General features: G+C 44.6%; 8 protein-coding genes. 5 read left to right on the forward strand and 3 right to left on the reverse strand.

Annotation, left to right across the window (positions count from 1 at the left end; all coding sequences use genetic code 11):
- Positions 1-35 precede the first annotated feature (35 nt).
- The gene (locus FHS10_RS24840) at positions 36-11,747 is read right to left on the reverse strand and encodes a T9SS type B sorting domain-containing protein (RefSeq protein ID WP_259096345.1); all 11,712 of its coding nucleotides are present in this window, start codon (positions 11,745-11,747) and stop codon (positions 36-38) included.
- Positions 11,748-12,039: 292 nt separating this feature from the next.
- Here FHS10_RS24840 and FHS10_RS24845 point away from each other — a divergent pair, with 292 nt between their 5' ends.
- Positions 12,040-14,619, forward strand: coding sequence for an NACHT domain-containing protein (locus FHS10_RS24845; protein ID WP_259096348.1), 2,580 nt, complete (start codon positions 12,040-12,042; stop codon positions 14,617-14,619).
- Positions 14,620-14,667: 48 nt separating this feature from the next.
- Here the strand turns inward: FHS10_RS24845 and FHS10_RS24850 are convergent, their stop codons facing one another.
- Positions 14,668-16,446, reverse strand: coding sequence for a PQQ-dependent sugar dehydrogenase (locus tag FHS10_RS24850; RefSeq protein WP_259096350.1), 1,779 nt, complete (start codon positions 16,444-16,446; stop codon positions 14,668-14,670).
- 799 nt (positions 16,447-17,245) lie between these two features.
- On the opposite strand from FHS10_RS24850, the gene FHS10_RS24855 reads away from it, so the two are divergent.
- The 4 genes from FHS10_RS24855 (at position 17,246) to FHS10_RS24870 (ending at position 23,479) form a co-directional block, all read left to right on the forward strand.
- Complete coding sequence (locus tag FHS10_RS24855; RefSeq protein WP_259096352.1) at positions 17,246-18,553, forward strand: amino acid permease; 1,308 nt, start codon at positions 17,246-17,248, stop codon at positions 18,551-18,553.
- A 327-nt stretch (positions 18,554-18,880) separates the two neighbouring features.
- Positions 18,881-21,682: an outer membrane beta-barrel family protein gene (locus tag FHS10_RS24860; protein ID WP_259096354.1), complete on the forward strand. Its 2,802-nt coding sequence runs from the start codon at positions 18,881-18,883 to the stop codon at positions 21,680-21,682.
- Between the two features lie 5 nt (positions 21,683-21,687).
- On the forward strand, positions 21,688-22,464 hold the full coding sequence (locus FHS10_RS24865; protein WP_259096357.1) for a GLPGLI family protein: 777 nt from the start codon (positions 21,688-21,690) through the stop codon (positions 22,462-22,464).
- Between the two features lie 337 nt (positions 22,465-22,801).
- The gene (locus FHS10_RS24870) at positions 22,802-23,479 is read left to right on the forward strand and encodes an NAD-dependent epimerase/dehydratase family protein (RefSeq protein WP_259096360.1); all 678 of its coding nucleotides are present in this window, start codon (positions 22,802-22,804) and stop codon (positions 23,477-23,479) included.
- A 14-nt stretch (positions 23,480-23,493) separates the two neighbouring features.
- Here the strand turns inward: FHS10_RS24870 and FHS10_RS24875 are convergent, their stop codons facing one another.
- The gene (locus FHS10_RS24875; protein ID WP_259096363.1) at positions 23,494-24,756 is read right to left on the reverse strand and encodes a glycoside hydrolase family 99 protein; all 1,263 of its coding nucleotides are present in this window, start codon (positions 24,754-24,756) and stop codon (positions 23,494-23,496) included.
- Positions 24,757-24,999 lie beyond the last annotated feature (243 nt).

Below are 24,999 nucleotides of genomic sequence, written 5' to 3' on the forward strand. Positions count from 1 at the left end.
TCATGTGCCCCAACATATTGGGGCACATGATGCTTTTATCTTAACAGTGTTACAGTTCCCTTCATTTTTATTGGCTGCCCATCGGTTGTTAAGCCGGTTAGGTAGTAAACATATACCCCAACAGGCTGGGCATGCCCTTTATAAGTGCCATCCCATCCGGCCGATTTATTGGTGGTGCGGAACTGCAGTTCGCCCCATTGATCGTAAATAGATAAGGTTAAACTTTGAATGGTATTACCAAACACCTGCAGTAAATCATTATTACCATCTCCGTTCGGCGTAAACACATTTGGTACAAAAATTCCGTTACCGAATGGATTGTTGGTAGTAGCGGTAACAACAGCCGAGTTAGCACCCAAACCGCATGGCCCGGTTGCCCGCACAATGATGGTTACAGTTTGATTGGCGCTTAAACCGCTTACTTCATGTGTTGTACCGGCACTGCCAGAACTTGGCGCTATAAAGGTTGCACCATTATCAAGGCTTACTTCATAACCGGTAGCACCGGGCACCGCGCCCCACGTAAAGGTTATAACACTTGTACTGGTATTACTTGCACTTACAACCGGCGCGGTTAATGCAGGAATAATGGTTACAGTTACCGATGTACGTGTTGCCGATGCACAGCCTCCTGTGTTGTTTACAGCCTCGGCGTAGTATGTTATGTTGTTACTAAGGCTCGGCGTAATGAAGCTTGCACCTGTAGCTAACGCGGTACCGCCTGTTGCATTGGCATACCAGTTAATAGTAGTATTAGCCGAACTTGTTGCCGATAAAGTAGCCGTTGTTCCCGGGCAGATAGCAACATTGGGCACGTTTACCTGTGGCGCGTTTGGCGCTGTTGTTACTGTTACCGTTGCACTGGTACGTGTTGGCGAAGAGCAACCTGTGCTATTAATAGCTTCGGCATAGTAAGTAGCAGAAACAGATAAAGCAGGTGTCACAAAATCGGTACCGGTAAACAGCGGTGTGCCTCCTGCTGCATTGGCATACCAGCTATATGTAAAGCCGGCTTGCGGATTGGATATACTCAAGGTAGCTCGCGAGCCCTGGCAATCAGTAACGGCGTTGTTGACCAACACAGGTGCACCAGGCGCGCTGTTAACATTTACCTGCACCGTGGCCAGCGACGAACTACTGCACGAGCCATTTGCAGCCTCTACATAAAAGGTAGTATTCGCATTAATTGGCCCTGTTACATAAGTAGCCCCGGTGAATAGTTTGGTTGTTTTTGCTGCCGATGAATACCAGTTATAAGTTAATGCAGCCTGTGGCGATGATACCGAAAGTGTAGCCGTACTGCCTTTACAAACAGCCACGGTTGCTGCTGTTGGCACAGGTGTACCTGGCTGTGGTACTATTGTAACATTTACAGCCAGCCTTGCCGATGGTTTGCAATTTTGCCCGTCGGTTGCCTCAACGTAGTAAGTTGTGTTTTGGGTGATGGCAGGCGTTACAAAGCTTGTACCGGTATAAACAGAATTGCCACCTGTTGCCACTGTATAGAAATTATACGTAGTGCCGGCCACAGGATTTGTTATGCTGATGGTAGCCACACTATTTTGGCAAACGCTTAAGCCAGCGGCATCAACTGTTGGTGTTGGCGCGGTAGTATTATTAATGGTAATCTGCACCGCAGTACGGGTTGATGATGCGCAACCACCCGCCGTAGTCACAGCCTCTACATAATAAGTAGTTGTGGCCGATATTGGAGGTGTAACATACGTTGCCCCTGTAAATACCGGTGTGCCACCCTGGGCAACGGTATACCAGTTAAAGGTAACGCCTTGCGTAACACTTGTAGCAGTAAGCGTGGCTGAGTTACCAGAACAAACTGATGGTGTTGCCGAACCGCCCTGCGCTGTTACTACCGGAGCAACAGGTAACGCGTTTACATGCACATCAACCTGAGTGCGGCTTGATGAACTACAACCGGTGCTGTTTACTGCATCTGCATAGTATGAAATATCTGCCGATAAATTAGCAGTGGTAAAGCTTGTACCGGTAAATATTGGTGTGCCACCTGTAGCTGCTGAATACCAGTTGTAGGTAAAGCCTGCTGTTGGATTATCAATACTTAAGGTAGCTTTTGAACCTACACAGGTTTGTACAGGTGCACCACCCGCAACAACAGGTGCCGATGGTGGTGGTATGATATTTACCCTCACCTGTGCCAGGTTACTGCTGTTACAGCCCGAAGTATTTGCTGTCGATACATAGAAGTTAGTACTGGTTGATATCGGCCCGGTAATATAAGTGCTGCCGGTAAATAACACAGTGGTCATAGCAGGCGAATCATACCAGGTGTAGGTAATACCTGCCTGTGGTGATGCCACAGATAAGGTAGCGCTTGCACCCGCGCATACAGGCACTGTTGATGCTGTAACTGTAGGATCTGCTGGTAACGGGTTTAAAGTAACCTTAACAGGTGTACGGGCCGATGGGTTACAGTTGCCTGCACTTGCTGCCTCAACGTAGTAAGTTGTTGTAGCGGTAATTGCAGGCGTTGTAAATTGTGTACCGGTAAATAACAGTGTACCTCCCGTTGCAAAATTGTACCAACGGTAAACCTGGTCGGCTTGTGGATTGGTTATGCTGATGGTAATGGTTGAGCCATCGCAAGCGCTTAAACCACCCGCTGGCGCGGTAACCTGTGGCGGCGTTGGTATTGGCAGAACGGTGATATCAGTTTTTGCGCGTGTGCTGCTCACACAACCACTGCTATTTGCAGCTTCAACAAAATAGCTAATGTTGGCCAGCAAATTATTGGCAGTAAATGTAGTTCCGGTAAATATTGGTGTGCCGCCGGTAGCAGCGGTATACCAGTTATAAACCAGGCCCGCAACAGGATTATTCACACTAACGGTTACACTGCCACCGCTACAAACCTGGGTTGTAGCGGCACTTAGTATTGGTGCGGTTAATGTACCGCTTACGGTGATATTTACCGGTGTGCGACCTCCGTTATTGATACAGCCTGTTGTAGTATTTGATGCCTCAACATAGTAAGTAATATTCTGGCTAATGGCAGGCGTAGTAAAAGTAGCGCCTGTACCCGCGGCTGTTCCACCTGTTACAGCGGTATACCAGCTATAGGTAACGCCTGCTTCTGGTGTTAACACGGCCAGCACCGCTGTGCTGTTAGCACAAACCTGTACATCGGCAGCAACAACACCGGGTTTTGATGGCCTTGCATTAACCTTTACAGTACCCAGGGTACGGGCCGGGCTGGTACAGGTACCGTTGCTTATTTCTGCGTAGTAAGTTTGGGTAGTAACAGGGTTTACCGTATAGGTAGCACCTGTAAATAACAGCGTTCCATTTGTAGCCGCGTCATACCATTTAACTGTCGCGGTACCGGCATTGGTTACAGTTAAAGTGGCATTATCGCCTGCGCAGATCTCTACATTATTACTTGCCAGTACAGGATTAACAGGTGACGGTGTCACATTAGCTGTGGCGGCTACCCGGTTGGGGTTAACGCAACCATTGGCTGTGCGGCTGCTTTCTACATAATAAGTTGTAGTTGCGGCCAATGCCCCGGTAGTAAACGTAGCTCCGGTATGCACTAATGAACCACCCACAGCCGCGGTGTACCATTTATAAGTTACACTGGCGCGGGCATTGCTCACCGTGAAAGTGGCTGTGCTTCCCTGGCAAATATTATCGGTTGATGCAGCCAGTTTTGGTGCGTCAACCTGTTTGGTTGCATAATAAATGCTGGCCGAATTTAAGGCCGATAACACCCCGCCCAACAAAGTTACTTCAACCCTGTCGTAAGTCCCTTTAGGTGCAAACCTAATGATTGCGGTTTGTGACCCTGCCAACAGGCGGATGTGCAGTAAGTTACTGCTTAAGGTGATACGGTCGTTATTATAGGTAGCGCCATTGTATGATGCTATCTGAATACCATCAAGCACCCCTGCGGTAAGCAGGCTTACAGGTAATCCTAACTTAACAGTTACGCTATCGCCGGCATTACCGGTATCGCCAAATATCAATTGCTGACTAACATTGGCCCCCAATAAACCAACAGTTAATTGAAGCTGACTGGCATTAGTTGTATCAATATCAACAGCGTTGTTAGGCGTGCTAACAGTACAGCCCACGCATATACCGGTGGCAGTAAAGTTTTGTGTCGATGCAAAATCGCATGAAGTTGAGAAAATTGGATTTACAGTAATGGTAACCGGCGTACGTGTTGGGCTGGTACAGCCTGTGGCTGCAAGCGTACTTTCAACATAATAAGTCATGTTTGAAGTAAGCGCCGGCGTAGTAAAGGCAGCACCGGTAAATATTGGCGAACCACCACTTGCCGCGGTATACCAGTTAAAGGTAGCGCCTGCTGTGGTTGATGTAGCTTTAATTACAGCTGTTTGGCCAGACGAGATCTGGGCATTGGCTGGTGTTACTGTTAAAGCTGGTGCGACAGGAGTTGGGTTAACCACAACATCTGTTTTTGCCCTGGTCGAGCTAACACAACTGCCTGCGGCTGCCTCTACATAATAAGATGTATTGGCAGTAAGATTTGGGGTGGTGTATTGTGCCCCGGTAAATATTGGCGTGCCTCCTGTAGCAGCAGTATACCAGTTAAAGGTTACGCCTGGCTGGGTAGATGAGGCCGATAATACAGCCGATGAACCTGAACAGGTTTGTACAGTAGCCTGCGCAACCTGCGGTACCAATGGCGTAGCGGTAACGTTGGCAGTTACCTGGGTACGGGTCGAACTTGTGCATGAACCCGCACCTGCGGCCTCCACAAAGTAAGATGTGGTTTGGCTTAATGCCCCGGTGGTATAGCTATTACCGGTATGTACTAATGTACCACCGGTTGCGGCTGTATACCAGTTAAAGGTAACCCCATTTACAGGCGTTGCCGCAAAGGTAGCCGGCGAGCCTGAACATATGGTAACATTGGCTGTTGCAACCACCGGAGCCGCTGGTGTAGGTGTTACGGTAACGGTTACCGGTGTGCGGGTAACCTGGGTACAGCCGTCTGCTGTTCTGCTGGCTTCTGCATAATAAGTAGTAGTAGCATTTAAAACCGGTGTATTAAATGTTGCCCCGGTAAATACAGGATTGCCGCCGGTTGCTGTAGTATACCATTTTACGGTAACGTAGCTTGGGACAGTAGCAGTCAGCGTAGTTTGTGTTCCGGCGCATGCAGTTACTGCGTTGGCGGTAATTACCGGTGCCGCTACTTCCTGTGCGGCGTCATAAATATTCAGGGCGTTCAAAACACCTGCAACACCAGAGTTTAGGCGAACCTCAACCCGGTCAAAATCTGCAGCGGCTTTAAATGTCACCCTAAAACGGCTTGTTCCGCTCAGCAGTTGTATGCTTATTAATGAGCCATTCAATGCAAAACGATCATTATTATAAGTGGCTCCATTATAAGTAGCCAGGCTAATCTGCGATAGCACACCCACACTGGCCAACGCTCCTGGGATACCAAGATCAACCACTACGGTGTCGCCTGCCCTGCCTGTGTTGGCAAAGCGTAAGGTTTGTTGTGAGTACCCACCTAATAAACCTACCGGGGCGCTCAATTGCGCGAAGGTGTTACTGTTGGCATCAACAGAACCTGTTGCATTATTGATACCGCAAAGCACGCAAAGTAAACCACTGGTAGTATTGGTTTGATCGATGGCGGCGTCGCAAGGTACAGGGTTATTGCTGATGGCATTGATGGTTACACTGCCAGATGCCCTGGTGGCCGATTTTGAGCCTGTGGCGCTAACAACCGCCTCGGCATAATAAGTAGTTGCCGCAAATAATGGCGGCGATGTAAAGGTAGCACCGGTATAAATGCTGGTACCGCCTGTTGCTGTGGTGTACCAGTTAAATATAGTACCGGGAGTTGTTGATGATGCAGTTAATGTGGCCGATGTACCCGCGTTTATAGCTTGTGTTGGCGGTGCAACTGCTACGTCTGGTATTACCAGTGGCGTAACGGTTACTGGTACAACGGTCCTGTCTGGCGATACACAATTACCTAAAACAGATTCGGCGTAATAGGTTGTATTGGCCGATAAAGCCGGTGTGGTAAAAGTACTGCCTGTAAATACAGCAGTTCCGCCTGTTGGCTGTGTATACCATTTAATGATGGCGTTGGTTGCTGCCGTAGCTTTAAAGGTAGCTGTTTGCCCTGTGTTGATGCTGGCGCTGGGAGGGATTACCGTTGGCTTAGCCGGTGGATCATCAACTGTAACAACTACCGCGTAACGTGTTGGGCTTACGCAGGTACCGCGGCTATACTCTACATAATAAGTGGTATTTGCATTTAAATTTGGTGTAGTATACGTAGTACCGGTATGTAATGACGCGCCTCCTGTTGGGGTAGCATACCAGTTAAATGCTCCGTTTGCAGGTGATGGTGCAGTAATAGAAACTACTGCAGGGCTGCCTTTACATACCTCGGTTGATGCCGGGTTAAATACCGGTTTTGGATATTGCTGTAATGCATAGTAAACCTGCAATGAGGTAAGCAAATTAGCGATACCAGAGTTAAGCCTGATCCGTAGCCTGTCATACGCCGCAGTTGCAGGGATCAGCACTACGTAACGATTGGTGCCGCTTAGCAACCTTACAGTGATCAGGTTATTATCCAGCGTTAGCGTGCTGCCAACGGTAGCACCATTTAACAGCGATACCTGGATGGCACTCAGTACGCCCACATCGGCCAAACCAACCGGACTTTGTAATACCAGCCTGATGGTATCGCCGGCAAAACCCGCCTGTTGAAACTGCACCGTTTGTTCGCTATAGCCACCCAATAACCCTGCAGTTACAGTTAAAGTTGATGCGGTAGTTGTATCTGCATCTGTTGCCAATACAGGATTGGTGATACCACATAATACACACACACCATTTACATCATTAGTTTGTTGGTTAGCAAATGAGCATGGCGCGTTGTTATTGATGGTAACATTAATAGTGATAGGTGTCCTGGCTGCCGATTGGCAACCTGCCGCGTTCACCGCCGCTACGTAATAGGTAGTGCTACTGTATAACAAAGGTGTAGTATAAGGAGTACCCGTAAACACCGGGGTGGCTGCTGCTGCCGAAGTATACCAGTTGTAGGTAATGCCTGTTTGTGCATTGGTTACCGAAATAGTTGCGTTTTGGCCTGCAGCTATTGTCAAATTATTAGCAGCTAAAACCGGGTTAGCGGGTTTAGGGCTTACGGTTACAGTAGCCTGCGCCCTGCTTGCGCTGGTGCAACCGGTTATGTTCACCGCTTCGGCATAATAATTTGTATTAGCGTGTAAAGCAGGCGTAGTAAAGTTTACACCGGTAGATAGTACAGTACCACCTGTTGAGGTGCTGTACCAGTTATACGTTTGACCGGCAACCGGGTTAGCTATTGATAATATGGCTACATCTCCATCGCAAATGGTTGTGGTTGGGATAGCTATTGTTGGTGTTGCAGGCAACGGGCTAACCGTTGCGGTTACTTTAGTCCTTGTCGCACTTACGCAGCTTCCGCCTGCTACAGCCTCAGCATAAAGGCTGGTAGTATTAGTTAATGCGGCTGTTGTATAGTTGTTTCCGGTAAATATCGGGGTACCACCGGTTGGGGTAGCATACCAGCTTACCGTAACACCCGCAACTGCAGTTGCATTGAAAGTAGCTGTTGAACCCGGGCACACAGTTGCGTTAGCGTTGGCAACCACCGGAGCTGCCGGCGTTGTAGTTACAGTAACAGTTACCGGTGTGCGGGTGCCCTGGGTACAACCATCAGATGTTCTGCTGGCCTCCGCGTAATAAGTTGTAGTAGCATTTAAAACTGGTGTATTAAATGTAGTACCGGTGAATACTGGTGTGCCACCTGTTGCTGTAGTATACCATTTTACAGTAACGTAATTTGGTACCGTTGCTGTTAGTGTAGTTTGTGTTCCGGCGCAGGTAGCTACAGCATTTGCACTGATCACCGGCGCTGCAACTTCCTGCGCGGCATCATAAATATTTAAAGCGTTTAAAACGCCGGCTACGCCAGAGTTTAACCTGATCTCTACCCTGTCAAAATCGGCAGTGGCTTTAAAGGCTACACGGAAAAGACTTGTGCCACTCAATAAACGGATACTCAGTAATCCGCCATTCACACTAAATCTATCGTTATTATAAGTAGCGCCATTATAAGTAGCCAGACTAATTTGCGATAGCACACCTACACTGGCCAGGCTTCCGGGAATCCCAAGGTCAACAATCACGCTGTCGCCAACATGAGCCACATTAGCAAATTGAAGTGTCTGTTGTGAATAGCCGCCCAATAAACCTACCGGGGTACTTAATTGCGAGAAGGTATTGCTGTTGGCGTCAATAGCACCGCCTGCATTGCCGATACCGCAAAGTACACACAGCAAGCCGCTGGTGGTATTGGTTTGGGCGATGGCCGCATCGCAAGGTACCGGATTATTGCTGATAGCATTCACCGTAACGCTGCCTGATGCCCTGGTTGCTGATTTTGTACCAGTTGCGGTAACAACAGCCTCGGCATAATAAGTAGTGTTGCTGAATATCGCCGGAGAAGTAAATGTTGCCCCGGTAAATATACTTGTACCCCCTGTTGGCGTAGTATACCAGTTAAATATAGTACCAGGTGTTGTTGATGACGCAGTTAAAGTGGCCGATGTACCCGCGTTTACAGCTTGGGTTGGCGGCGTTACGGTCACATTCGGAATCACTACCGGAATCACGGTTACCGTTACCACGGTTCTATCCGGCGATACGCAGTTGCCCAAAACCGCTTCGGCGTAATAGGTTGTATTGGCATTTAATACAGGTGTGGTGAAAGTGCTGCCTGTAAACACCACTGTACCGCCGGTTGCTTGTGTATACCAATTAATGGTGGCATTGGTGGCAGCTGTAGCTTTAAATGTAGTTGTTTGCCCACTGTTGATAGTTGCACTGGTTGGTGTAACCACCGGTTTTGCCGGCGGATCATCAACCGTAACCGCAACCGCGTAACGGGTTGGGCTTACGCAGGTGCCACGGCTATATTCTACATAATAAGTGGTATTGGCATTTAAGGCAGGTGTGGTGTAAGTGGTGCCGGTATGTAATGATGCGCCACTTGTTGGTGTAGCATACCAGTTAAACGTACCGTTTGCAGGTGACGGCGAAGTGATGGCTACGGTAGCCGGGCTGCCCTTACAAACTTCTGTTGATGCGGGGTTAAATATTGGCTTTGGATATTGCTGTACAGCGTAATATACCTGTAACGAAGTCAACAAATTAGCGATGCCGGAGCTAAGCCTGATCTGTAGTCTGTCGTAAGCCGCAGTCGCCGGGATTAAAACAACATAACGGTTAGTACCGCTTAACAATCTTACCGTGATCAGGTTATTATCCAATGTATAAGTATTAGCCACGGTAGCGCCGTTTAACAACGATACCTGGATAGCGCTCAGCACGCCAACATCGGCCAAACCAACGGGGCTTTGTAATACCAGTTTGATGGTATCTTTTGCAAAACCTGCCTGCTGGAACTGAATTGTTTGTTCACTATAGCCGCCCAATAAACCGGCAGTTACGGTTAAAGTTGACGCCGTTGTTGTATCAGCATCGGTCGCCAGCAATGGATTGGTAATACCGCATAGCACGCAAACACCGTTTACATCATTGGTTTGCTGATTAGCAAACGTACAAGGCGCGTTATTGTTGATGGTAACGTTAATGGTGATGGCTGTCCTGGCAGCAGATTGGCAACCAGCGGCGTTTACAGCCGCTACATAATAGGTGGTAGTGCTATATAATAATGGTGTGATATAAGGATTACCTGTAAATACCGGGGTAGCAGCTGCGGCGGAGGTATACCAGTTATAGGTATTACCCGCCTGGCTATTGGTAACAGAAATAGTGGCGCTTTGACCGGCTACCACCGTTGAATTATTAGCACTTAAAACCGGGTTGGCCGGTTTAGGGCTTACGGTTACGGTGGCCAGTGCCCTGCTTGCGCTAATACAACCAGTTACGTTAACTGCTTCGGCATAATAATTTGTGTTGGCATGTAAGGCAGGTGTGGTAAAGTTTACGCCGGTAGCTAATATGGTGCCACCACTGGAAGCACTGTACCAGTTATAAGTTTGGCCGGCAACCGGGCTGGCTATGGATAAAATAGCTACATCGCCATCGCAGATAGTTACTGTTGGTGTGGTAATAGTCGGTGCTGCAGGCAGCGGACTAACCGTTGCTGTAACTTTTGTCCTTGTCGGGCTAACGCAGGTACCACCTGCCACAGCCTCGGCATAAAGATCGGTTGTAGTAGTTAAAGCAGCAGTTGTATAGCTGTTGCCGGTAAATAGTGGGGGACCGCCGGTTGGGGCGGCATACCAGCTTACGGTTACCCCTGTAACTGCCGCAGCACTAAAAGTAGCTGTTGAACCCGGACATACCGTTGCTGTAGCATTGGCTATAACCGGGGCGGCAGGAATCTGGCTAACGGTAACCACCACAGGTGCCCGTTCAGACTCATTAGTACAGCCTATACGGCTTGCGCCTACATAATAAGTTGTGGTTGTACTTAATGCAGGTGTTGTAAAGGTGGCCCCCGCACCGGCAATTGGCGAACCGCCTGTCGCGGTGGTATACCATGCAAATGTGGTGTTTGTTACCGGGGTTACACTAAAGGTTACGGTACTGCCCGCACAAACGGAAGCGCTGTTGGTTACAACAGTGCCAATTTTTACAATCGGACGAGGGATAAGCTTTTCTGCCTCGTATAAATTTAAGGTGGATAATACGTTGGCTACTAAACTCCCAAGTCTTAGCTGTACCCTGTCAAATAATTTGGCGGGCGCGTAGGTTACAACAACTTTACTAAGGTTTGAGCCAATACTTAATATACCAAGCAACTGTACGTGCAGCAGGTTGCTATTTAAAAATACGGCATCGTTATTACTGGTATTGCCATTAAAGGTTAATAAAGATATACTCGACAATACATCAGCATTTAATAAACTTGTAGGTACTGCTAATGTTAATCTTACAGAATCGCCTAAAACCGAGGTTTGATTAAAGATGATGGTCTGTTGTGCATAAGCCCCCAATACATTTACACCCGCATTTAAGGTTGATGCGGTATTGATATTACCATCGATAGCGTTTTGCGGGTTTGCAACACCGCCTATATCTACTCCTAAATTTAAAAGCCCTGCCGAAATACCGTGCAGTTCATCAAAAGCGGCACTACATGAGGCAACGCTGTTATCGTTATAATAGGCATCATATACATATATACTGCTTAAGGCGCTTAAAAGCCCGCCATTAAGTGTAACCCTAACCCTGTCATAAACCTGGCCGGGGGTTATGATAACCTCGTATTGATTGTTATTGCTTACCGCGGTAAGTAAAGTAGCCAAAGTAACCGGGCTACCAATAGCCGAGCCTCCGTTATAAGCCTGTATGGTAACTGCGCCAAGCAAAGTTAAATCAACCAGGTTATCGCCTGTACCCAGTTTTATGGTTACAGGTGTACCGGCGGCAACCTTTGCCGATCCGGGAAATATCAGCTCCTGGTAGGTTTGTGCTAATACACCAAGCGTTAAATTTAAGGTAGATGACGTTTGCAGATTTCCGTCAACCGCGTTGCCGGGGTTGGTTACAACGCACGCGGCACAAAGTAAACCGGGCGTGCTGCTTACCTGCGTAGTTGCAAAATGATGCTGACCAAATATTTTACTTGAAGAAAATAATAGCAGACATAAAATTTTTATGTACCTGCTAAAGAGAGTAGAAGTTCTCATGCAAATGTATTTAAGGTAGGTGCAATTATTACACAGCCTAAAAATACACTTGCATCAAGAAATATTATTAATACATCTTATTCACTTATTTCGCCATGATTAAATACCGTTCATAATAAACATATCTGTTCATTCTGTTCATTAAAAACTTTCTTACAACCATGCGCTATTTTATTTACGTATATCTTGATAAATACGGTATACGTCGTTCTGGATAGTAAAATGAGCCAAACATTTTACTGTATATATACCGTATAATAATAACGCAGAATAATGACAAAACATATAAACCATGATAACCTTTTCACCAATATTATTTGAAATTCTTAAAGGAAGGGCGTTGGAACGCGCTGACATTAAGAGCATCACCCCCGGTGATTGTAGAGAACTTTCGGCAATGATATTTGCAGCAACAAAACTTACGGTAAGCGAGACCACCTTGAAAAGGGTATACGGCTTTGCTTTTAGTAAGTTTAAACCTTCTCTTTTTACCATTGAGGTAATGGCAAAATATTGCGGTTATGTAGGTTGGGATGATTTTTGCATAAACCAGCAAGGCCTTGCTGTAAAGGCCACCAATACCGATATAGATTGGAAAGCATTGAGCCAAAACGCAGCAAAAATTACCAATTTTACTTTACAGGCCTTAAAAAACCGGTCAGGTATTCCTTATAACCAAACTATTGAGAGAAAGTTTATCAATGATCATTTTGATGAGTTCTTAGCCGGCGACTACACCGGAACGGTAATCATGGCACCATCGGGCTATGGAAAAACATTAGCGCTCTGTCATTGGGTAGATGAAAAAACCGCTGTTAATGACAATAAAGATATCATACTGTTTTTTAGCAGCAGCGCGCTGATGAACGTTTTTTTAAGCGGCCGGGATTTAAATGACTGGCTACTCGCTTTGCTCGGTTACTCGTCTGATGACGATGTTGCCGCTCTGTTTGACGTCAATAAGCGGGGCGACGGCAAATTTTACTTTATTATTGATGGTTTAGACGAACATATGTTTAAAATAGAGCAATTTCATCTTTTGCTTAACCAGCTTACTAATATCTTTTCCTTTTATCAATCACATAGCTGGTTTAAATTGATCCTAACCATGCGTTCATCAAACTGGGTGAACAACCAACACGAATTAGATCCAGATAATGAAAAATGGTTTACCGGTTTTGTAACCGACAGCAACCTGGTTACCAATGTGCCTTTATTTACACTTAACGAAGTCAGGAATCTTTGTATTAACATCAATCCGGCCATTCAAAACTTTATGGCCATTGATATCGCCAAAGACTTTAATCATCCGCTATACTTCCAGTTTTATTACAAGCAGCATAAAGACGATTTTACTTTTGGAATAGCAGATCACATCTGTATTCATGACCTTATCTCAACGTTTATCCTTAATAAGGTTTATCTGGGTCATTATGCTACAGAAAAAATCATCCTGTTGCGTACCCTTGTCGCCGAAATAGACTTTACAAAAGACTCCTACGATGTTGATAAGCTAAAAGTAATTGAACTGCTTAAACAATATAACCATGCTTACACCGAATTGCTAAACATTGGTTTTTTACGGGAGATCAACATAAGCACCGACCTCATGTTTAAAACGGTTATCCAATTTGGGAACAGCAACTTTTTAGAATACACTATAGCAAAAAACTTACTTTTTGAAAACGAATCAACATTTAACCTTCAACTGGTTCATACCATAAATGATAAATTTAATAACAACGAACATAAACTGCCCATTATAAAATGGTGTGTGATGAATGCCGTTAAAAACGGGCAACAGGAAAGCTTTGCCTTGTTGGCTTATACCCGCCTTAATCCTAAAGAAAAATCAGAATTAGTGATATTTATTGGCGAACTGCTGCTAAAAATGTCATCATCGCCCATTTATTCAGAAAGTATTGTGAATTACTTTAAGGCGGATTGTACCGACGATCTGTTCTATTACTTTTTCGGACTTGAATACATCAATCTTGAATATAAAAACACACTGCTTACCCTCCTGAAGTTTGAACTGGCCAATAGTAAAAAGGCGCTTGTTTACACAGCGTTAGCAACTATATCCATATTCCAGCTTGATCTTGCAGGCATGGACGATAATCTAAAAAAGCTGAGAAGTTTCTCGCCCGAAGATTTTCAGAATTTCGACATTAACCCGTTACATTGCTTAGACGCTATTTACCAGTATTTTAAATACGGCATCATCAAAAAAGAGTTCTTTGCCGAGTTAACCAGGTTCTATTTTAATCCTCCGAAACATAAAACCGCTATTCATACATTTAAAGGCAACGACCTTATTTACCTGCTTGCCGGTTATTCGCTATCCATAACACAAAAACCAATTAAAGTATTGAGGTTCATCAACGCCACTCAAAAAACATGCAAAACCTGCTTAGACTCGTCGTTCACGTACCGTTTCTTCTTAAAAGCGATGGCCTCAACCGCTTATTTCTTCCTTTATAGCGAAACAGAGATGTTAAGGATGTATGAATCCTTGGCAACCGCCTGCAAACTCAGAGAAAATTTGGCCACCCCATTTATGTATGCGTTTTTGTATGCTGTTAAAATAAAAACCGCAATTATGCTCAATGATATAGCCAGCATTAATGGCTACTTAACCCAGTTTTATCAAACGTGCGATGAATCGGGCAACAAGCTATCAAAGCTGTTTATTCACTTTGTATTGATCAATTGCGAACAAATCAGGATCACCGATACGCAATTATACAGGCAAGTATCTTATAACCATACCAAGCTGCTGCGCGAATGCGGCCTGAGCCCCGAAATATTGGTAAGGCCACTGGAAGAAGAGCCAACGGTATTAAAATTGAATATCAGCACACCATATTAGTAAAGAATGTAAGAAATCTTTGTCATCCAGTTGAAGATAAGGGCAAGCCTACTTTAGGCTTGCCCTTATCTTTTTCACTTCAGATGCCGTAACCAGGCTACTGTTATTACCAAAATTGCTCCTGATGTAAGTAAGCACAGCCGCAATATCTCCGTCGCTTAAAAACGCATGTTTGGGCATTACACTGTTATAAGGTTTGTTTTTTACCGTTACAGGGCCTTCCAATCCACTTAATAACACACGTATCCCCGGCTCCTTCTCCATATATTTTCCACCTGTAACCCATTCAGATCCGCTTAGTGGCGGAAACAGGTTACCATCGCCCTTGCCATTTTTTTGATGGCAGTTAACACAGTACTTATTGTAGATGAGCGCACCTCCTTTAAGCATGCCGGTGGCAAAATTGTTACGCACCTGGTTAGGTATCTTAAAATTGGGCAGTTGTTTACGCTGTTCCATTTTGGCAAGCTGGGCATTGCCAAATTTGGTTTTATCACCCCCATAAAAAATTCGCCAAACCCTACCCTTTTCAGTATCGCTTACATATAACGATCCATCGGGGCCCATTGATAAACCCATCGGGCGGCATTCGGCATCGCTCACACTCACCACTGTGTTTCGCCCGGCAAAACCATCGGCAAAAATCTCCCAATTGCCTACTGGTTTACCATTTTTAAAAGGCACAAATGCCACAAAAAAGCCAGCCTGTGGATACGGCGACCGATTGGTTGAACCATGGAAAGCCACAAAAGCCCCATTCTTATATCTTGCAGGGAACTGGTTACCGGTATAAAACAATAAATCATTGGGTGCCCAATGCGCCTGGAAAGCAATCAGGGGTTGCGCGTATTTAGCACCTTCGCCCGTTTTTTTGCCATCTCCGCCGTACTCGGGGTTAAGCAGTTTTTTATGCTGAATAGGGTCGTAATAATAATATGGCCAGCCTACGTCGGTGCCTTGTTTTATTTTTAAAAACTCCTCGGCAGGTGCAACGGCACTTTGCCAGGCGCTAAACTTTTTGGGGAACAGCAACCGCAAATCGTCGCGCCCGTGCGCTACCACATACAGGCAATTATCGGCCGTGTTCCAATCCATAGCTACCACGCTGCGCAAACCCGTGGCGTAACGGGTGCCGTTTTTTTGCTGCTGATTGGGCTTTGCCTCATCAAACTGCCATATGCCGCCGTACTCCTGCAATAAGGGACAACCCTTAATCCCAGGTGAACCAGGCACCCTGTTTTGCTGTTGGCAAGCATTTGACGGAGCGCCAAAAGCAACATACATATGCCCATCATTATCAAAAGCCAAAGGCTTGGCATCATGTTCATGTTCGCCATGGGCATCGTGCAAAATCAACTCCAACGGACCATCGGGCACCAGCGTATTAGGATTTAATTTGGTACGATAAACATTTACCTCCGAACTAAAATACAGGTATCCCTTATGTACCCGCATACCCGTTCCATAGGGGCCTTTATCATCATAATTACCAAATTTTACAATCGTATCCGCCTTGCCATCATGATCAGTGTCCCGGGCGGCAACATTACCACCTATAGAATCCGGGAAGCGTAGTTTCACATAAATATCGCCGTTGGTATTTACGGCCAAATGCCTTGCCCGGCCGGCCAGGCTGTCAATCACAATAGTAGCCTTAAAATTACCCGGCAGGTAAAGCCCTCCATTATTCACATCCGCTTTAAGCGTTTTGTGTAAGTTGATAATTGTTGAAAAACCAAACGTAATAACAGCAAGCACCAACGTAAATACAGTGGCTAAGGGTTTTCGTATGATTTTTTTCAGATTTAAAAAAATGGTGTTTTTCATACAGGGGATCTTGCTGATTGTGATCGGCAGCCGGTAACTGCCGGTAGTAAAAGGATTTTGAACGGTAAATGTTTAGAAATTCTGTCGGAAAAATCAGAGCTAAAAAAAACAATTTCCCTGCCCGAGCGGTAAGGAGTAAAAGGCAAATCGCTTTTAATATTTAACTTAATTTTCTCACAGGCTGAGAGCTGAGTAAACACGAATTTAACTACCCGTAAGATAGATGATAGCTAATTTAACGAATTTCTTCAATCACATTTTAACTCGGGCTACAGGGAAAACGCGGTTAATTGGGTTAACATAACTTAACATATTTCAGATAAAATACATCATAATTACATAATAATCAATACTTTGTATTTTTGCATGGTTAACACAAAAATGATGTGCCGCGCAATTTAGGCACACCCAATATTTGTGTCTGTTGCTGGTCAATACAAGCCTCTTCTATACCTGCATTACTTAACCAGGACCAGGCAATAAAAACAAAGTATTGTTTGATGCTTATCTCTTTCCTGCTCCTTAAGCTTATTCCCTTACTTATTATTAAATAACAGCTTATCCCTGTTAACTAATTAGATGCGTTGCCCTGATTTGGGTATCGATCAACTCCAAAATTCGTGCAATTCGATTAAATTGTAACCGGGGCGGCGGGCATTCGTGTCTAACTCAAAAAAGGTATCTTAAGATAACCCGTATTCATTCCTGGTGGGTAAAAGCGATTTCTCTGTAAGGAGTAAACATTTTCCGTATCATCTTTAATAAAAACCCTATCTTATCGTCCTTAATTAATTTAATCATGCCCGCTTCAGAGAAAAAATTAGGCTTGTGGACCAGCACCTCCCTGGTGGTAGGTAATATGATAGGTGCCGGTGTGTTTTTATTGCCGGCCGCCATGGCCTCGTTTGGCAGCATTGGTTTATTAGGTTGGGTGTTCTCGGCTATTGGTTCCTTTTTCCTGGCAAAGGTATTCAGCAACATGAGTAAGCTGCTGCCACACGCAACAGGTGGTCCATATGCCTTTACACGTAACGGCCTGGGCGATTTTGCCGGCTTTTTAGTGGCCTGGGGATACTTTTTAGCTACTTCTTGTGCCAACGCAGCTATCACTATATCGTTAATCAGCGCGCTTAGCACCTTTTTCCCGGTGTTGGGTACCAGCAGTTTGGCTGCGGTAACTGCGGGCCTGTGTGCTATCTGGTTGCTTACCTATATCAATACCCTTGGCGTAGTTACAAGTGGCAAGCTACAATTGATAACCACTATTTTAAAGGTTTTACCGCTTTTATTGGTGGCGCTTGGCGGTTTGTTTTTTTTACAGGCTAAAAACTTTTTGCCTTTCAACAGCAGCGGCAAAACCGTATACGGAGCCATTAGTGCTACAGCCGCAATGACCATGTTTTCGTTTGTTGGTATTGAAGCCGCTACGGTGCCGGCAGGCAGTGTCGAGAATCCCGAAAAAACAGTTCCAAGAGCCACCTTACTGGGTTTGTTGATAGCCACTTTGGTTTATATTTTAGGCAGCGTCAGCGTTATGGGTATTATACCATCGGTGCAGCTACAACATTCATTAACACCTTATGCTGATGCCGCAGTAGTAATTTATGGTAGCAATGCGCGATACTGGATAAGCGCCGGCGTGGCCATAGCTGCCTTTGGCGCGCTCAACGGCTGGACACTGATGCAGGGCCAGATGCCCTTCGCTACAGCACAAGACAAACTATTTCCAGCGGTTTTCAGCAGGCAAAATAAAAAGGGAGTTCCTTATGTTGGTGTTTTATTAAACAGTGTAATGGTATCGTGTTTTATTTACATGAACTATAACAAAGGCATGGTTGAGCAATTCAGGTTTTTGCTGTTATTATCCCTGCTATGTATGCTTATTCCTTATCTTCTTTCGGCAGCATCGTACCTCATTATCAGGGCTAAAAGCAATATAAAAGATGGCTGGCTTAGCGCAATATTGTTAGGTATTATAGCATTTGGCTATGCACTATGGAACATTGCCGGCAGCGGTAAGGAAGCCGTTTATTACGGTTTTTTACTGCTGATGGCCAGCGTGCCTTTTTACGTTTGGGTAGCTTATAAAAAAAACAGCGGGCAGTAAGAAGTTTGCAGTGGTCGGTTTACAGTTAGCAACGTGAATTTAATATGGCAATAAATTTAAAGATCAACCGCTATGCGGAAACTAAACGACGAGCTAACAAACATTTAAATCTCACAAACCATTAAAATTCATAATAGTGCTTTTATAGCACAGCGTATTGATATTTTTACATTTGATTACAGTATATATTTACTTATATGATATTCAATTACTTACACCGTGCGTCAAATTTCTAAATGTTAAATTTGGTGTTGTAACTGTTAAATCTACGGCTCTGCTTTTGATTACTAAGATTTTAGTTATACCTTGGTTTTCATAAACAACCTTATGAAAATCACAATACCTGCACTAATACTACTCTGCTTGAGTACGTTTTCTGTTTTTGCGCAAAATTCGTATTCTATCAAAGGCTCGGTTGCCGACACAGCCGCCAATTCTAAATTAACCAATGCCACCGTTGCTGTTTTAAACGCCAAAGATTCTATCCTGCAAAAGTTTACCAGGGTAAACGAAGGGCAGTTTGCCATTAACAACTTAAAAAAGGGAAAATTCATCCTGTTGGTAACCTACTCTGGCTACGCCGATTTTGTGGAGCGTTTCACGCTCGATTCGGCACATACTACGCATGATTTTGGCCGGATAAAAATGATCCTGAAAACGCAGCTTTTACAAGAGGTAATCATAAAAGCCAAAGTAGCGGCCGTAAAAATCAAAGGCGATACCACCGAGTTTAATGCCGCCGCATTTACCGTACAACCCAATGCCAAGGTAGAGGACCTGCTGAAGGAGCTACCCGGTATACAGGTTGATAAGGATGGCAAAATTACCGCCCAGGGCCAAACCGTAAGTAAGGTTTTGGTTGATGGCGAAGAATTTTTTGGTGATGACCCTACATTGGTTACCAAAAACCTGCGGGCAGATATGGTTGATAAGGTACAGCTATATGATAAAAAAAGTGACCAGGCAGCCTTTACCGGTATTGATGACGGGGTAAAAAACAAAACCATCAATATAAAACTTAAAGAAGATAAAAAGAACGGCTATTTTGGTAAGTTGGATGCCGAAGGTGGTACAGGCAAATATTACCAGGAGCAGCTGATGTTTAACCGTTTTAAAGGCAAGCAAAAATTCTCGGTTTATGGTACTATAGGTAATACCGGCAAGGTAGGCCTTGGCTGGCGCGACGAAAATAAATACGGAGGAACAGGCCTTGAATTTGCCGACGACGGCGGCTTATACTTTAACGGTGGTGGTGGCGAAAGCGATCTTGATACCTGGAACGGCCGTTTTGAAGGCGAGGGTATCCCATTGGCGCGTACCGCGGGCGCACATTATGATACCAAATGGGGTTCAGATAAGCAATCGCTTAATGCAAACTACAAAATAGGATCATTAGATGTAGATGGCACCAAAAACACGCAAACTCAAAATACATTACCGGGCAATTTCATCAACAGTAACTCCGATCAAACCTTTCATAAATATAGTTTTCGTCAAAAGCTTGATTTAACCTACCAGGTGAAACTGGATACCACGACGAACTTAAAAATAATGACTGATGGTACTGATAAGGATAGTAAGATCAATACTAACTATAACGCTACCAGTTTACGGCAGAATGGTACCAAACTAAACACCAACAACCGCACGGTAACCAATGATGTTACCGATAAAATATTTCACGCAAGCGCTTTTTATACCAAAAAATTCAAAAAGGTCGGTCGTACTTTATCAGTAAACGTTAGCGAGGCTTATAATGAAAGCAGCGCCAAAGGCTTCTTAAAATCAAACACCACGTTTTATGATACCCTTGAAAAGGTAACCGGTACACCGCAAGTTATTGATCAACGCAAGACTACCGAAACCAAAAACAATGTATTGAGCTCCAATATTACTTACACCGAGCCGCTATCTAAAAAGTTCTCGGCAGTAATTAACTATGGTATCAGCGTTGATAATGGCAGTTCGGACAGGCGTTCATACAACCAATCGGCACCAGGTGTTTATAATGTGCAGATAGACTCGCTGAGTAATAATTATAAACTTAACCAACTTACTAACCAGGCCGGGTTAAACTTTAATTACAAAAGCAAAAAGAGCACTTTTAACTTTGGTACCAAGGCCGCAACGGTTAACTTTAAACAGATAGATTTGTTTAATGATGCCAATTCACGCACCCGTAATTTTGTAAACTGGTTTCCGCAAGCCACCTATCAATATCGCTTTTCGCAAAATCAATCTGTCCGCGTAAGCTATAATGGTAATACTGCGCAGCCAACTATCGATCAAATTCAGCCGGTGAGGGTAAATACCGATCCGTTGAACGTAACCGTGGGTAACCCTAACCTTAAACCATCATTTACCAACCGTTTTTCATTATGGTATAACTCTTATAAAGTTATCAGCGAGGAATCACTTTACATCGGCGGCTCGTACAGTAACACAACCAACCCTATTGTGAGTAACGTAACGACGGATACAACATCGGGTAAAAGTATCTTCCAGTCATCTAACCTTAACAAGCAAACCGTTAACATGTATGCCAACTTTTATTATGGCCGCAAGATCCCTATTGGCGATATCAATGCCGGTTTAGGCGGCGATGCCAATGGCAATACGTACTACAACTTATCAAACGGCAAGCTTAATAAAACAACATCGTATACCTACTCTGCTAACATTAGCCTGTCAAAATACAAGCAAAAAAAATATGATGTATACATTTCTGCGGGGCCAACCTATACCCTTAACTCGTCATCGCTTTTGCCAAACGTAAATAACAATGGTAGAGGATTTAATGCCAATGGCGGTTTTAATTTATACCTGCCGGCACATTTTTCGATAGGCAGCGATGGTTCATACCAGTATAATGCTAAAACACAGTCGTTCCCCGAGGATTTTAAACGTACCATACTTAATGCCAACATTGCCAAATCATTTATGAAGGACGAAAGCATTAAGGTAACTTTAAGTGGTAATGACCTGCTTAACCAAAATAAGGGATACAACCGAAGCGGATCTGCCGGCATTTTAACACAGGACCGTTATACTGCCATCAGAAGATACTTTATGCTGGGCATTAGCTGGGATTTTAATCATGTTGGCGGCGGCGTAGCAACTAAAAAATAAAAACTATGAAAAACCTTATAATCACCACCTGTATCATTGCCATCTGCAGCAGCGCCGTGTTTGGCCAAAACAAACACTTTACTGTACACGGCAGCATCGAGTTTGAAAAAACAGTGAACATGTTTGCTTTTTTTGAAAGGCAGATCAACAAAAACAACGAAGATTTTCTTCGCTCTGCTTTTGACTCGTATAAAAAAACGCAGCCTCAATTTAAAAAGCTTAAAAGCACGCTCACTTTTGGCGATAACAAAACGCTATACACGCCCATAGAATCTGACGTGCAGGAAAACGGTTTCTTTTTTGGCGATAGCCCGGTTACCAACCAGGTGAATACCATTGCCGACGATTTAACAACAGGCCAAAGCATTAACCAGAAAAAAGTTTTTGAAACAACCTTTTTGGTAAAAGACAGCCTGCGTAAAATAAACTGGAAGATAACTACCGAAACCCGCGAAATAGCCGGCTTTACCTGTCGCCGTGCAAATGCCGTGGTGATGGACTCCATTTATGTAGTTGCTTTTTATACCGATGACATAGCGGTATCGGGCGGACCAGAAACTTTTACCGGCCTGCCGGGAATGATATTGGGTCTGGCTTTACCGCACGAAAACGTAACCTGGTTTGCCACCAAAGTAAACGAGATCCCGGTTGACGAAAAATCACTTACCCCGCCAAAAAAAGGTAAAGTGGTAACTAACCAGCAACTGGCAGCAACTCTGAAGAATGTAATGAAGGATTGGGGAACTTACGCCAACGCCTATTTAAAAGCCTTTAGCCTATAACACAACCTGCACAATTGATTTATCGCCCCGTTATGTTAAAAGCTGAACGGGGCTTTTTTTTGGGGGGGGGGCTACCGTGTACCCACATCTTTTTATTAAAGAAAAATGTCATTTCGAACGAGCAAGCGCAGGGAAAAGCGGGGGTGCGAGGAGAAATCTTATACGCTTTGTATGGTCGAATGTCCGCTTTTAGAAGATTTCTCCTCACCTCCGGCGCGCAATCCCACCCTGGTTCGTTCGTAATGACAACTGTTTTTATTTGGAGAGTAGTTTAACAAGATGTGGGTACATGGTAGGGGGATTCGGAAAACCTTTATTTTTACAGTATCGCTATACAATGCTTAGCTTTGAGGATATGAAAATTAAAACCATTATAACAGGCGCAACAGGTATGGTTGGCGAAGGTGTGTTATTAGAATGCCTGAATAATCCCGACGTGGAGCAAATATTGGTTATTAATCGCAGACCGGGCGGCGTAACGCACCCCAAACTGCGCGAGATCATTCATAAAGACCTGATGAACCTTGCTCCTATTGAAGCGGAACTGGCCGGCTATAATGCCTGTTTTTTTTGCGCGGGGATTTCATCAGTTGGCATCAGTAAAGAAGAATATAAACATATCACCTACGATATAACCCTTGGCTTTGGCCAAACCCTGGCAAAGCTAAACCCCGATACCACTTTTTGTTATGTTACCGGTGCCGGCACTGATAGCAGCGAGCAAGGCAAAGTAGCCTGGGCACGCGTAAAAGGCGCTACTGAAAATGACTTGCTCAAGATTTTTAAAAACGGGTATATGTTTCGGCCTGGTTTTATGAAAGCCACAGAAGGGCAAAAAAAAATAAAAAGCTTTTATAAATACATTGCCTGGTTATATCCAATTGGCCGGGCGCTTTATCCCGCCGGCTTTTGTACCCTAAAAGAAGTTGGGCAGGCCATGATCAAGGCTGCCACTAAAGGTTACTCAAAAAAAGTTCTGGAGGTGAAGGATATTGTTGAGCTGGCGAAAGCTTAAGCAGTTAGCTTGCCTTAAAGCTTCTCGATGATTTCCCTTGCCTTATCCACATCCAGCGAGGCCAAATAACTATACGCCTGGGTAAGCTGTGATTGTGCCGATGCATTGCCTACATACTTTTTGCGTAGGGTATACCATTTGTAAATGAGTTCCAACTCCGTTTGAGTATACTTTACGCCTGTATATTGTTGTATGGTCACCAAAAAATCGAAATTAAAATCAAGCGTTGGCTCAATCATAGTTCCTTCACCGTAATCATTCCAGGTGATGAGCTGCAGGTATGGCAGATTGCTATTTTTGGCGAGGTTGAGCGTACTTTGCATTGTACCTGTTCCGTTATAGTTGATAGTGAACAAATTATTACCCCAGCCACCTTCTTTATAAAAATCATGAAAGCCCGGATATGCCCCGGCAAAGGCTGTAGCCAATGTTTTGCTCCTATTGTTATAAAAATCATTAATTGGTGCCGGGTCGGTTGCCCCTACCCAAAAGAACTCGCCACTGCCTGCACTACCGGTAACATCGCCCTGATATAATAATGAGAGCAATCGTGGCCTGATGGTTAATCCCGAAAAAGCCTGCTGCCAGTCAATGGCCGATTTCAAGCCCTGCGGACCAAAATCTAACAACAATGGCTGCCCACTGATGGTGATATAATTGCTACTTTTAAAATAGTTGGTTTGCAGGTAAGCAAAATCTTCTTTAGCCGCCGTAACCATATCCTCGCCGGTAACTTTGTTCACATTTACCAACGAGGCATCCTCATAGCAAATACCAAACTGCAAGCCAACACCCGGCATCCTGCTGAACAGGCTATCCGTATTCCGTTTAATGAGCGGGTAATCATAAACGTTATGGCTGCCGTTCCAATCTACAATAACACCGTCGATACCGGCATATTTCATGAGCAATAACTGGTAATCTATAATATCCCTGTCTGAGCTGGCATATGGTCCCGTCATGGGGTAATAATGGGATGCTATCTGCCTCCGGCCGTTTGCTAAAACGATATCTGGATTTTGGTTAGCCATGGTCCAGTGCTGGCCCCATTTACCTGTACCCGATGTTGTTTTATCTTCAAACCAAGGCATATAATGTACATACACCTTTTGGCTGTTAGTTTTTACTACAGGTTTGGCATCCGTTTTTACCAAACTTTTGGTGGTATCGGGGTTGGTGACAACAGGATCAATTGGTGTTACCGGATTTGATTTCGGGCTGCTTTTGGCGCAGCTTAAAAACAACAGAGCGACGATTATGGCGGATAATTTATACACGGTTTTCAGGGTTTTGAAAGGGGTAAATCATCATGTCATTGAGTAACCTATCAGGGAAACCCTGAAATCAACAGTAATGACGTTATTTGTTGAATCGTCATTGCGAGTTATAAAATCCGCAGACTGTGAAGGTGGAAATGACAACATCGCCCCCTTGTCATTGCGAGGAACGAAGCAATCTCGTCGCCATGCATATTCGCTCTGTATGGCTACGAGATTGCCACGCTGCGCTCGCAATGACAT

The sequence above is a fragment of the Mucilaginibacter dorajii genome, assembly GCF_024808255.1.
Lineage (GTDB): Bacteria > Bacteroidota > Bacteroidia > Sphingobacteriales > Sphingobacteriaceae > Mucilaginibacter > Mucilaginibacter dorajii.